Consider the following 12,306-nt stretch of genomic DNA (forward strand, 5'->3'; position numbering starts at 1 on the left):
CAGGCGCGGAACCCGTACGCCGGCCGCCGGGGAGGGCCCCGGCTCAGCCCTGCTCGGCGGTGACGATCTGCTCCCGCAGGGTGCCGAGCAGGGCGGCGCTGTCGTCGACCGAGAGCCGGGTGAAGACCGCGGTGGTGATGCTGCCGTGGTCGACGGAGGTGCAAACGACCACGTCGTCGCCGTCGGCGCGGCCCACCGCGCAGCGCTCGTGCCGGCCGCGTACGCCGGTGTCGACCACCCGCGCCTCGCCGAGGGAGTACTGCCCGGCCAGCCGGGTGATCTCGTCCTGCGCGTCCGACTCGGGGGTGAGGCGGAAACCGGTGCCGCCGAAGACGGTCACCCGCTTGCCCGCGGACGTGCTGTAGACGCCCGCGAACGTGTCCTCGGCCAGCCAGTGCGCCTTGCGTACCTCCGCCTCCAGGCGCTTGGCGGTCTCCTTGCTGTTGTTGTCGTCGCGCAGCCGCAGGTCCGCCACCTCCGCGGGGAGGGTGGCGCTGGCCGGGTACTGCGACGCCATCGGCACCCCGTAGTAGGCCGGGCAGCCGCAGCAGCAGGCCAGCGTGAGCAGCAGCACCCACGGCCAGCGGCGACGCTTGCGGACGGCGACCGGGACGTACCCCTTGGGTGCCTGGAAGCCGGGCGGCGGCGCAGCTGGCGGCGTCTTCGCCCGCCGCTGCCGTGGCGGCGTGGGCGGCGGAGGCGGGGGCGCCGCCGGCTGCACCGGGACGGCCGCCCGGGAGACCGGCGGCGGGGCGGGGTGCGCGACCGGCGGCGGCGAGACCGGGTAGGCGACCGGCGGCGCGTCGTGCCGCGGCGGAGCGTGCCGCGGCGGGGCCGGACGCGGCGCGGGCGGCGCGGGGGAGTGGACGGGCGGCGCGGGGTGCGGCCGGGCCGGCGGCGCGGCCGGATAGGGCAGCGTCGGCGGCAGCGGCGGCAGTTCGGCCGACGGCAGCTCCCACCCACCGGTGTCCGCGCCGGCCCACGGGTCCACCGGGGTGCGGTGCTCGGGCGGCTCCGCCGGGAGCGGCGGCACCGGCGTGGGCTCGGCCGACTCGCCCCAGGCGCGCTTGCGCGGCCGTGGCGGAGGAACCGGCGCGGAGCCGCTCCACCGGGGCGCGGGCGGCTCGGCCGGCCGCTCGTCGGCGGGGAACATCCGGGTGCCCCGCGGCCCGACCGCCGGTGACTCCGCCGCCGGTCCGTCGCCGGGGAGCACGCGCGTGCCCTGCGGCCCGACCGCCGGGAAATCTGTCGCACGCCCGTCGGCGGGCGCCGGAGGAGTGCCCCCCGGCCCGGCGGCAACGCTCCCCGGCCCGGTGCCGTCGGCGTCCTCCCCGCCCGGGCCGGCGTCCTCCCCGCCCGGGCCGGCGTCCTCCCCGCCCGGGCCGGTGGCCTCCTGTCCGGCCGCGCGGGCGGCGTCGTGCGGGCCGGCAGCGGCGCCCTGCGGGGCGGTGGCGCTCCCCGCAGCGGCGACCGCGTCGGGCGGAGCGGCGGAAGTCTCCCGCGTGGCGGCGGCGGTGGCGGCGTCCGGCGTGGCGGTGGCGTCGGCGTCGACGGCGCCCACCGCGCGGTCGGTCGCGCTCACGCCGGGATCGTCGGCGGGCAGCTCACGGGTGCCCTCCGGGCCCGTGCCGCCGGTGGGGCCGGGCGTTGCGGGGGAGGACGTGGGCTCCTCGGTGAGCGCCGGATCCCGGCCCTGGTCCGGGCCCGGGGTGCTCCCGTCGGCCGGCCGGTCCGGGCCCGGCTGCGGCTGCGGCATCGCGGCAATCTCCTCTCGCGCCGGTCCGAGGTTAGTACCGACGTGCCAGCGGGGCGATCCCGCCCACCGCCCGCCGCCGCCCCGAGGACGAGGGTCGGGCGGGCGTCGGGTCGGGGAGCGACGACGAGCGCCCGGGCGCCGCGGCGGCGTCCGCGCGGTCCCCGCCGACGGGGCGCGTACCCTTGGGCTTCATGAGCGTCCCGTCCACCACGCCGCGCCCCGTCGCGGCCAATTCCGTCTGGCCCCAGCTGGAGCCGCTGCTGCCCCAGGTGACCAAGCCCATCCAGTACGTCGGTGGCGAGCTGGGTGCGGTGGTCAAGGACTGGGACTCGGCGGCCGTGCGCTGGGCGCTGATGTATCCCGACGCCTACGAGGTCGGCCTGCCCAACCAGGGCGTGCAGATCCTCTACGAGGTGCTCAACGAGCTGCCCGACGTGCTCGCCGAGCGGACCTACGCGGTCTGGCCGGACCTGGAGAAGCTGATGCGCGCCCACGGCGTGCCGCAGTTCACGGTCGACGCGCACCGCTCGGTGCGCAGCTTCGACGTGTTCGGCGTCTCCTTCTCCACGGAGCTGGGCTACACCAACCTGCTCACCGCGATCGACCTGGCCGGCATCCCGCTGCTCGCCGCCGACCGCACCGACGCCGACCCGGTGATCGTGGCCGGTGGCCACGCGGCGTTCAACCCGGAGCCCATCGCCGACTTCGTCGACGCCGCCGTGCTCGGCGACGGCGAGGAGGCGGTCCTGGAGATCACCGCGATCGTCCGGGAGTGGAAGGCGGAGGGCTCCCCGGGCGGGCGCGACGAGCTGCTGCTGCGCCTGGCCCGCACCGAGAGCGTCTACGTGCCGCGCTTCTACGACGTGGACTACCTGCCCGACGGCCGGATCCAGCGGGTCGTGCCGAACCGGGCGGACGTGCCGTTCCGGGTGCACAAGCGCACGACCATGGACCTGGACGCCTGGCCGTACCCGAAGAAGCCCCTGGTCCCGCTCGCCGAGACGGTGCACGAGCGGTACGCGGTGGAGATCTTCCGGGGCTGCACCCGGGGTTGCCGCTTCTGCCAGGCGGGCATGATCACCCGGCCGGTCCGCGAGCGCTCCATCACCACGGTGGGGCAGATGGTGCAGCAGGGGCTGGAGTTCTCCGGCTTCCACGAGGTGGGCCTGCTGTCGCTGTCGTCGGCCGACCACTCCGAGATCGGCGACATGTGCTCGGGCCTCGCCCAGCAGTACGAGGGCACCAACGTGTCGCTGTCGCTGCCGTCGACCCGGGTCGACGCCTTCAACATCGACCTCGCCCAGGAGCTGTCCCGCAACGGGCGGCGCACCGGTCTGACCTTCGCCCCGGAGGGCGGGTCGGAGCGGATCCGCAAGGTCATCAACAAGATGGTGTCGAAGGAAGACCTGATCCGCACCGTCGTCACCGCGTACACCAACGGGTGGCGGCAGGTGAAGCTGTACTTCATGTGCGGCCTGCCCACCGAGACCGACGAGGACGTCCTCGAGATCGCGGACATGGCGCACGAGGTCATCAAGGCGGGGCGGGCGGCCACCGGCAGCAAGGACATCCGCTGCACGGTCTCCATCGGCGGGTTCGTGCCGAAGCCGCACACCCCGTTCCAGTGGGCGGCGATGGAGCGGCCGGAGGTCATCGACGGCCGGCTGAAGATGCTCAAGCAGGCGATTAACTCCGACCGTTCGCTCGGCCGGGCGATCGGCTTCCGCTACCACGACGGCGAGCCCTCCCTGATCGAGGGCCTGCTCAGCCGGGGCGACCGCCGCGTCGGCGCGGTGATCCGCAAGGTCTGGGAGAACGGCGGCCGGTTCGACGGGTGGAGCGAGCACTTCTCCTACCAGCGCTGGGTGGACGCGGCGGCCGAGGTGCTGCCCGCCTTCGGGGTCGACCTCGACTGGTACACCACCCGCGAGCGCGACGAGCTGGAGGTCCTGCCCTGGGACCACCTGGATTCGGGCCTGGACAAGGACTGGCTCTGGCAGGACTGGCAGGACTCGCTCTCCGAGTACGAGCAGGACGACTGCCGGTGGACCCCGTGCTTCGACTGCGGCGTCTGCCCGTCGATGGACACCGAGATCCAGATCGGCCCGACCGGGAAGAAGCTCCTCCCGCTCACCCCGATCAACGGCCTGAAGCTCCCCACCGGCGCCCAGCAGTAACCCGCCCCGGCCTGGCGGCCCACCCCGGGCCCACTCCGTTGATCATGAGGTTGTTGTCACCGCTGTCGCGGGTCGTCGACAATGACTTCATGATCAACGAGCACTGACCGAACGAGGAGCACGACGATCAGTAGGAAACCACAGCCAGAGGGCGGCCAGGCGCCGGTCGTCCAGCGCGTCCGGATCCGGTACGCCAAGCGCGGTCCGTTGCGCTTCACCTCGCACCGGGACTTCGCCCGGGCGTTCGAGCGGGCGCTGCGCCGGGCCGGCGTGCCGATCGCCTTCTCCCAGGGCTTCACCCCGCACCCCAAGATCTCGTACGCCAGCGCGGCACCCACCGGGGTGGCGAGCGAGGCGGAATATCTGGAGATCGGCCTCCGCGAGCCGGTCGACCCGCAGGAGCTGCGCGCCGCGCTGGACGCCGCGCTCTCGCCGGGGCTCGACGTTCTCGACGCCGTCGTGGCCGGCGGCGGGAGTCTTGCCGATCGGATCGAGGCCTCGCACTGGCGGATCGAGCTGCCCGAGGTCGACCCCGCCGTCCTGGAACGGGCGGTTTCCGCCTTCACCGCCGCGGACGAGGTGCTGGTCGAGCGGATGACCAAGCAGGGGCGGCGCACCTTCGACGCCCGCGCCGCAGTGCTCCGCATCGATGTCGTCGCGCCGACGGAGACGCCTTCCGGGGCCCCGGCCGTACCGTGTGCGATACTCGAACTGGTCGTGCGGCAGGTCACCCCCTCCGTGCGGCCCGATGACGTCCTTTCCGGCCTCCGCGTGGTGGCCGCCCTGGAGCCGCCGGTCTCCCCGAGGGTGATCCGGCTGGCACAGGGCACGCTGACCGCGCAGGGTGCGATCGCGGATCCGTTGGACGCGGACCGCGACGGGGCAACCATCGGTGAACGCTGACCGACGGTCGGCGTTCAGGCAGGCAGACTTCGGCGGTCGCGCACCCTGCGCGCCCGGCGGAAACACTTTTGCGGCGACCCTGCGTGGCAGCGCTCACCCGCGCCCGGGGCAGCCAGAACTGGAGAACGTCCATGCTCGAGAACGAGCCCGAGGGCGGCGAACGGACCGGTTCACAGCCGGCCGAACAGACCGCTGACAACAGCACCACCCGGAACACCACCGGCGCGGAGAGCGGCACCGGGGCGGAGACCTCCGCCGGCACGGCCGACGCCGGAGCGACCGAGGCGGGACAGGCCCCGGTCGCGCCCGCCCGGCGGCGGACCACCCGGCGGCGGACCGCGCCGCTGAACCAGCCGGAGCAGACCGAGGTGCCGGTCGAGGCGTCGACCGGGCCTGTGCCGGGCAGCGCCGAGGCACCCCAGGCCGAGGTCCTCGCCCCGGTCTCCGGCGACCTCGACGTCGCCCCGAAGGCGACGCGCCGCCGCCGCAAGGCCACCACCGCCAAGGCCGCCGAGGAACCCGCGGCGTCGGCCGCCGAGGAGCCCGCGGCACCGGCCGCCGGTGAGGCGTCGGTGCCGGCGGGGGAGGCCCCTGTCGAGGCCGCGCCGCCGGTCAAGGCGACCCGTACCCGCCGGAAGAAGGCCGCCCCCGCGGCGGCCGAGCCGGCCGCGCAGGCCCCGGCCGACGCCGCGGGCGCGCCCACCGAGCCGGCCGCCGGGGCCGACGGGACTCCCACCGCCACGACGCCGCAGCCCGCGACCGAGCCGCAGCCGACGCCCGCCGCGCCGGAGGCGGGCACCGGGTTCGGGGCCGCCGCCGGGCCCGTCGCGGTCAGCGGCGCGGAGGCCCGCTCGGGCGAGGTCCCGCCGGGCGTCGCGGTCACCCCGCCCGCCGAGGAGGAGCCGGTCGTCGAGGAGGAGCCGGTCGTCGAGCCGGAACCGGTCGTCGAGCCGGAACCGGTCGTCGAGCCGGAGCCGCGCACCCGCCGCCGGCGGGCCGCGCTCTCCGCGCCGACCGTGCTCTTCATGGCCCCGCAGCCGGAGGACATCCCGCTGGCCCGGGTCGCCACGCCCACGCCGGCCGTGGCGGAGCCCGCCGCCGAGGAGCCCGCCGCCGAGGAGCCGGCCGAGCCGGCGCGCCGGCGCCGGCGCGGCCGCCGCGACGTCGAGGTGACCGAGGCCGTCGAGGCCGAGGAGGAGCCGACCGAGGAGGCCGAGGAGGCCGCCGAGGAAGAGGAAGAGGACGAGGACGACAGCGCCGCCGCCCGCCGCCGGCGCCGCCGCGGCCGCCGGGGCCGAGGCCGGGGCAAGGGCGGTGCCGACGACGCCGAGGACGAGGAGTCCGAGGAGGCCGCGCAGGCCGAGGCGGAGGAGGCCGAAGGCGAGGAGGACGAGGAGGCCGAGGGCGGCGACGCGCTGACCCGCCGGCGCCGGCGGCGTCGTCGCCGGGGTGCCGGCGACGTCGAGGCCGGGGCCGACGACGGCGTGCCGACCGTCGTCAAGATCCGCGAGCCGCGCAAGACCGTCGACGAGGTGCAGGGCGTCTCCGGCTCGACCCGGCTGGAGGCTAAGCGCCAGCGCCGCCGCGACGGCCGCGAGCAGCGCCGGACCCGGCCGCCGATCCTCAGCGAGTCGGAGTTCCTGGCCCGCCGGGAGGCCGTCGACCGGGTGATGGCGGTGCGCCAGCGCGGCGACCGGACCCAGATCGCCGTCCTCGAGGACGGCGTGCTGGTCGAGCACTACGTCACCCGCAACTCCTCCGGCACGATGGCCGGCAACGTCTACCTGGGCAAGGTGCAGAACGTCCTGCCCAGCATGGAGGCGGCCTTCGTCGACATCGGGCGCGGCCGCAACGCCGTCCTGTACGCCGGCGAGGTCAACTGGGACATGACCGGCCTGGAGGGCCGGGCCCGCTCGATCGAGCAGGCGCTCAAGTCCGGCGACTCGGTGCTCGTGCAGGTCACCAAGGACCCGATCGGCCACAAGGGCGCCCGGCTGACCAGCCACATCGCGCTCTCGGGCCGGCACCTGGTGTATGTGCCCCACGGCAACGCCTCGGGCATCAGCCGCAAGCTGCCCGACACCGAGCGCAAGCGGCTGCGCGACGTGCTGAAGAAGCTGGTGCCGGACGGCGCGGGTGTGATCGTCCGGACCGCCGCCGAGGGCGCCAGCGAGGACGAGCTGGCCCGCGACGTCAAGCGGCTGCAGGCGCAGTGGGAGGACATCCAGGCCAAGGCGGCCGAGGGTGGCGCCCCGGTGCTGCTCTACGAGGAGCCGGACCTGGTCATCCGGGTCGTGCGGGACCTGTTCAACGAGGACTTCCGCGAGCTGGTGATCGAGGGCGACGAGTCGTACGGCATGGTCGAGTCGTACCTATCGCACGTCTCGCCGGACCTGGTCGCCCGCCTGCGCCGGCACGTCGGCACCACCGACGTCTTCGCCACGTACCGCATCGACGAGCAGATCCTCAAGGGCCTGGACCGGAAGGTCTTCCTCCCCTCCGGCGGCCACCTGGTGATCGACCGCACCGAGGCGATGACCGTGGTCGACGTCAACACCGGCAAGTACACCGGCGCGGGCGGCAACCTGGAGGAGACGGTCACCCGGAACAACCTGGAGGCCGCCGAGGAGATCGTCCGGCAGCTCCGGCTGCGCGACATCGGCGGCATCGTGGTGATCGACTTCATCGACATGGTGCTGGAGTCGAACCGTGAGCTGGTGCTGCGCCGGCTGACCGAGTGCCTGGGGCGCGACCGCACCAAGCACCAGGTCACCGAGATCACCTCGCTCGGCCTGGTGCAGATGACGCGCAAGCGGATCGGCGCGGGCCTGCTGGAGGCGTTCAGCGAGACCTGCGAGTGCTGCAAGGGCCGGGGCCTGATCATCCACACCGAGCCGGTGCCGGAGAAGCCGCGCGCCAGCGGCGGTGCGGCGGAGAAGGTCAAGGCGGTCGCCTCGGCCGTCGCCACCCCGGCGGCGGACCAGGGCGGCGGGTCGTCCCGACGGCGGGCCCGCAAGAGCGCGCCGGTCGAGCGGACGGTGGCCGAGGTCGCCGAGGTCGACACCGAGGCCACCCCGGACGCCGACTACCACGACACCATGGGCTACGACCTGTCCCGCTACGAGGCCGACACCGCCGCCGCGCCCGAGGTCGCCGACAGCCAGACGGGCGAGTCCGCCCGGCTGGCCGCCCCGGACGACCCGGACGCGCTGGCCGACACCGACGGCGACGAGCCGGACGGCGGCTCCGGCCGGCGCCGCTCGCGGCGCAGCGGCCCGCGGCGGCGCACCCGGCCGTGACCGGCTGACCAGCCCGGCGTTTGACAGGGCCCCTTTCCCGGCAATGTCCCGGGGAGGGGGCCCTGTCGTATGGTCGATCCCCGGCCACGATCGGCCACCCCGGTCAGGAGAGGAACGATGCGCCGTCTGCTCGCCGTCACCACGGTCACCGCTGTCCTGTTCACCGGCGCCGGGTGCGCGGCCGAGCGGCCGGCGCCGGCCGCCACGGGCACCGCGTCGAGCGGGCCCACCGGCGGGGCGGCGGGTGCCGGGCCGGGGGCCGGCAGCGGGGCGGCGGGCGGCAACGCCCCCGAGGTGTGTGCCGCAGCACAGGCGGCCGGGGACACCGCCGTTCGGACGTACGTCGAGGAGCTCGGCAGGATGGTCGCGGCGGTCGGGGCGAACGACGGCAGCGCCGCCGAGGCCGCCCGCAAGCGGATCCTGACGGCGTTGACCGACTGGCGGGCCGCGCTGCGCCGGGAGTCGTCCCGGGCCGGGGACGCCCAGCTCAAGACGCTCCTCGCGGACATGTCGGCCGAGGTCGGCGCGCTGGGTACCGACGTCGACGCGATCGACGAGACCGAGCTGGACCGGCTCCGGCAGCGCCTCGACCAGCTCTGCGCCCGCTGACCTGCGGGGCCGGTTTGGGTGTCGGGCCTCCCATGGCGTACGCTTGCCTGCGGCGCACTTTGGTGTGCCGAGTTCCCGCGTGCCCACGCCGCCGTGCCTCTGCTGCCCGGCGAGCCGCCGCGGGAACACCCGCCAGCAGCCTCAACGACAGGGAGTCCGCCTCCGATGTACGCGATCGTCAAGACCGGCGGCAAGCAGTACAAGGTCGCCGAGGGCGACGTGATCGAGGTCGAGAAGCTCGCCGGTGCCCCCGGCGACGCGGTGCAGCTCACCGCGGTGCTCCTCGTCGACGGTGACGACCTGGTGACCGACGCGGCGAAGCTTGCCACGGTCGCGGTGTCCGGCGAGATCGCCGCGCACACCAAGGGCCCGAAGATCCGGATCCACAAGTTCAAGAACAAGACCGGCTACCACAAGCGCCAGGGTCACCGCCAGCCGCTGACCCAGGTCAAGGTGACCGGCATCTCCAGCGGGAAGTAGGTCGTCCTCAGATGGCTCACAAAAAGGGTGCGTCCAGCTCGCGCAACGGTCGTGACTCCGCGGCCCAGCGGCTCGGCGTGAAGCGCTTCGGTGGTCAGGTCGTCAGCGCGGGTGAGATCCTCATCCGTCAGCGTGGCACCAAGTTCCACCCCGGTGACCTGGTCGGCCGCGGCGGAGACGACACGCTCTTCGCGCTGGCCGCCGGTGCGGTCCAGTTCGGCACCAAGCGCGGTCGCAAGACCGTCAGCATCGTGCCGCAGCAGTAGTTCCTCCGGCGCAGCGGGCCGCGGACCTCGTGTCCCGGCCCGCTTCGCTTTTCTCGTGCGGGGCGTCGACCTCGCTGGAAGGATTGACGCCCGTGGCGACGTTCGTTGACCGGGTCGTCCTGCACCTGCAGGCCGGCGATGGTGGGCACGGTTGTGTCTCGATCCACCGGGAGAAGTTCAAGCCGTTCGGCGGCCCCGACGGCGGCAACGGCGGGCACGGCGGCAGCGTGTCCCTGGAGGTCGACCCGCAGGTCACGACGCTGCTCGACTTCCACTTCCGCCCGCACGTCAAGGCCGAGAACGGCAAGGGCGGCGCCGGATCGAACCGGGACGGCGCGAACGGGCGCAACCTCGTGCTGAAGGTGCCGAACGGCACGGTCGTGCAGGCCCTCGACGGCACCGTGCTGGCCGACATGGTCGGCGCCGGCACGACCTTCGAGGTGGCCCGGGGCGGGCGCGGCGGCCGGGGCAACGCGTCGCTGGCCAACGCGCGGCGCAAGGCGCCCGGCTTCGCCGAGCTGGGCGAGCCCGGCGAGCAGCTCGACGTGGTGCTGGAGCTCAAGAGTGTCGCCGACGTCGGCCTGGTGGGCTTCCCGTCGGCCGGCAAGTCGTCGCTGATCTCGGTGATCTCCGCCGCCAAGCCGAAGATCGCGGACTACCCGTTCACCACCCTGGTGCCCAACCTGGGCGTGGTCCGGGTGGACAACCACACCTTCACGGTCGCCGACGTGCCGGGGCTGATCCCGGGGGCGGCCACCGGCAAGGGCCTCGGCCTGGAGTTCCTGCGGCACATCGAGCGCTGTTCGGTGCTGGTGCACGTCATCGACACCGCGACCCTGGAGCCCGGCCGGGACCCGGTCGCCGACATCGACACCATCGAGGCCGAGCTGACCGAGTACGGCGGCCTGGCCGACCGGCCCCGCCTGGTGGCGCTGAACAAGGTCGACGTGCCGGACGGGCGGGACCTGGCCGAGATCGTCCGCCCCGACCTGGAGGAGCGTGGCTTCCGGGTGTTCGAGGTCTCCGCGGCCACCAGGGAGGGGCTGAAGGAGCTGACGTACGCCATGGCCGAGCTGGTGGAGCAGGCGCGCAGCGCCGCGCCGCCGGCCGAGCCGACCCGGATCGTGATCCGGCCGACGGCGGTCGACGACGCCGGCTTCACGATCGAGGCCGCGCCGGACGGCGCCTGGGTCGTGCGGGGCGTCCGCCCCGAGCGGTGGGTGCGCCAGACGAACTTCGACAACGACGAGGCGGTGGGCTACCTGGCCGACCGGCTGGCCCGCCTGGGCGTCGAGGAGAAGCTCGGCAAGGCCGGCGCGGAGCCGGGCGACCTGGTCCGGATCGGCGACCGCGAGTTCGACTGGCAGCCGACCCTCTACGCCGGCGCCGACTTCGTCCCGGGCAACCGGGGCACCGACGTCCGGCTGGAGGAGAAGTCGACCCGCGCCTCGGCGGCGGAGCGGCTGGCGGCCCGCAAGGCCCGCCGGCGCCGGCCGGAGGACGAGATCGAGGGCACGGACGCCGACGTCTCGGACGACGTTCCCGACGACGCCGAATAGCTCGTTGCGCTCCGTGACCACGACGGGTTCCGGAAACCTTCGGGAAACGCGGCCGGCCTAACGTGGCGGGATGCTGATCGAGACGCGTCCCGCCACCGACCCCGAGATCGCCACCCTGGTGATCGCCCAGCAGCGCGAGCTGCGCGAGGCCGACGGGGGACTGGACGGTCAGGCGACGGTCACCCACGACGACATCCGCTACCTGGCGGTGGTGGTCGACGGCCGGGCGGTCGCCTGTGGCGGCCTGCAGGCCCTGGCCGACGGCAGCGGCGAGATCAAGCGGATGTACGTGCGACCGGCGTACCGGGGGCGGGGCATCGCCCGGCAACTGCTCACCGCCCTGGAGGAGCTGGCCTACCAGCACGGGCACCGCAGGGTCTGCCTGGAGACCGGCACGTACCTGCCGGCCGCGATCGGGCTCTACACCTCCTGCGGGTACGAGCCGATCCCGGTCTACGGCGAGTACGTCGACAACCCGTACAGCGTCTGCTTCGCCAAGCGGCTCTCCGTCCCGGCCTGATGGCGGCGGCACCCCGCGGCCGGCCGGGCCGTAGGGTCAGTCGCCGGTGTGGGCGTGCGCCACCGTGACCGGCTTCGACTCGGGCGAGGCGTGCTGGCGCAGGAAGATGCTCAGCACGATCAGCGTGCCGACGGCGAGGAACTCGCTCTGCCAGTTCTGCATGGACTGGAACCAGAACTCGCTGGTGCCGAGGAACTCCCAGACGCCGATCGGCGGCGCCCCGCTCTGCAGCGCCTGCTGCTCGTTGTACTCGGCGGTCCCGCCGAGCAGGTGACCGACGAACGAGCCGGCGAAGATCAGCAGCAGCGCGATGGAGAGGCTGTTCCGGTAGATGATCAGGGGCAGCCCGCCGACGCGCACCGGCCAGGGCGAGTCGGGGGTGGCCCGCCGCTCGTCGTCCTCGGGCCGGTCGGTCTGCTCCACCGGCTTCGACTCCGCCGACCCGCGCTGCACGAGGTACGCGGTGAGCAGCACGTAGCCGCCCATCTGGAGGAACTCCGACTCCCAGTTCTCGAAGACCGACTCGATGAAGTGACCGCTGCGCAGGTACGCCAGCCAACTCGTCGGCGCGGCCCCGAACTCGGTCAACTCCTCGTTGTGGGTGTGCCACCCGAAGACGCTCTGCAACACCAGGAAGACGAGGAAAGCGCCGAACATCGCGATGGTGAGCGCGTTGTCGCGCAGCCACTTCGGCATGCTGCCCCCTCCTCGTCGACGGCCCTTGATCCTCCGGTGCC

General features: G+C 74.2%; 10 protein-coding genes. 8 read left to right on the plus strand and 2 right to left on the minus strand.

Translation table 11 applies throughout. The features are described from left to right. Positions 1–43 precede the first annotated feature (43 nt). Positions 44–1,153, minus strand: a complete 1,110-nt coding sequence (locus tag ACGF7U_RS29340) for a hypothetical protein (RefSeq protein ID WP_393112310.1) — start codon at positions 1,151–1,153, stop codon at positions 44–46. Positions 1,154–1,947: 794 nt separating this feature from the next. Here ACGF7U_RS29340 and ACGF7U_RS29345 point away from each other — a divergent pair. From ACGF7U_RS29345 to ACGF7U_RS29380, 8 genes are all read left to right on the plus strand, one after another. Then, a complete protein-coding gene (locus ACGF7U_RS29345) occupies positions 1,948–3,933 on the plus strand; it encodes a TIGR03960 family B12-binding radical SAM protein (protein ID WP_393112170.1) in 1,986 nt (661 codons plus the stop codon). A 183-nt stretch (positions 3,934–4,116) separates the two neighbouring features. Then, entirely contained in the window at positions 4,117–4,836 is a 720-nt protein-coding gene (locus tag ACGF7U_RS29350) for a TIGR03936 family radical SAM-associated protein (RefSeq protein WP_393112312.1), read from the plus strand. Between the two features lie 131 nt (positions 4,837–4,967). After that, complete coding sequence (locus ACGF7U_RS29355; protein WP_393112172.1) at positions 4,968–8,135, plus strand: Rne/Rng family ribonuclease; 3,168 nt, start codon at positions 4,968–4,970, stop codon at positions 8,133–8,135. Between the two features lie 117 nt (positions 8,136–8,252). Next, positions 8,253–8,744 (plus strand): hypothetical protein, encoded by a 492-nt coding sequence (locus tag ACGF7U_RS29360; protein WP_393112174.1) that lies wholly within the window; start codon positions 8,253–8,255, stop codon positions 8,742–8,744. A gap of 165 nt (positions 8,745–8,909) precedes the next feature. Continuing rightward, on the plus strand, positions 8,910–9,224 hold the full coding sequence (gene rplU / locus ACGF7U_RS29365) for a 50S ribosomal protein L21 (protein ID WP_393112176.1): 315 nt from the start codon (positions 8,910–8,912) through the stop codon (positions 9,222–9,224). An 11-nt stretch (positions 9,225–9,235) separates the two neighbouring features. Further along, the gene (rpmA, locus tag ACGF7U_RS29370) at positions 9,236–9,490 is read left to right on the plus strand and encodes a 50S ribosomal protein L27 (protein ID WP_088975624.1); all 255 of its coding nucleotides are present in this window, start codon (positions 9,236–9,238) and stop codon (positions 9,488–9,490) included. Positions 9,491–9,582: 92 nt separating this feature from the next. Next, a complete protein-coding gene (gene obgE, locus ACGF7U_RS29375; protein WP_393112178.1) occupies positions 9,583–11,049 on the plus strand; it encodes a GTPase ObgE in 1,467 nt (488 codons plus the stop codon). A 70-nt stretch (positions 11,050–11,119) separates the two neighbouring features. After that, positions 11,120–11,569 carry a GNAT family N-acetyltransferase gene (locus ACGF7U_RS29380; RefSeq protein ID WP_393112180.1) on the plus strand — a complete coding sequence of 150 codons (450 nt, stop codon included), beginning with the start codon at positions 11,120–11,122 and terminating at the stop codon, positions 11,567–11,569. 36 nt (positions 11,570–11,605) lie between these two features. On the opposite strand, the gene ACGF7U_RS29385 is transcribed toward ACGF7U_RS29380, so the two are convergent. Then, complete coding sequence (locus ACGF7U_RS29385) at positions 11,606–12,265, minus strand: DUF6766 family protein (protein ID WP_393112182.1); 660 nt, start codon at positions 12,263–12,265, stop codon at positions 11,606–11,608. Positions 12,266–12,306: the final 41 nt, after the last annotated feature.

The organism is Micromonospora sp. NPDC047670, from assembly GCF_043204915.1.
Classification (GTDB): Bacteria; Actinomycetota; Actinomycetes; order Mycobacteriales; family Micromonosporaceae; genus Micromonospora.

Coding starts and splice junctions, on each gene's coding strand:
- ACGF7U_RS29340 (WP_393112310.1), bottom strand. CDS start 1,153: ATGTTCCCCGCCGACGAGCGGCCGGCCGAGCCGCCCGCGCCCCGGTGG.
- ACGF7U_RS29345 (WP_393112170.1), top strand. CDS start 1,948: ATGAGCGTCCCGTCCACCACGCCGCGCCCCGTCGCGGCCAATTCCGTC.
- ACGF7U_RS29355 (WP_393112172.1), top strand. CDS start 4,968: ATGCTCGAGAACGAGCCCGAGGGCGGCGAACGGACCGGTTCACAGCCG.
- ACGF7U_RS29360 (WP_393112174.1), top strand. CDS start 8,253: ATGCGCCGTCTGCTCGCCGTCACCACGGTCACCGCTGTCCTGTTCACC.
- rplU (WP_393112176.1), top strand. CDS start 8,910: ATGTACGCGATCGTCAAGACCGGCGGCAAGCAGTACAAGGTCGCCGAG.
- rpmA (WP_088975624.1), top strand. CDS start 9,236: ATGGCTCACAAAAAGGGTGCGTCCAGCTCGCGCAACGGTCGTGACTCC.
- ACGF7U_RS29380 (WP_393112180.1), top strand. CDS start 11,120: ATGCTGATCGAGACGCGTCCCGCCACCGACCCCGAGATCGCCACCCTG.
- ACGF7U_RS29385 (WP_393112182.1), bottom strand. CDS start 12,265: ATGCCGAAGTGGCTGCGCGACAACGCGCTCACCATCGCGATGTTCGGC.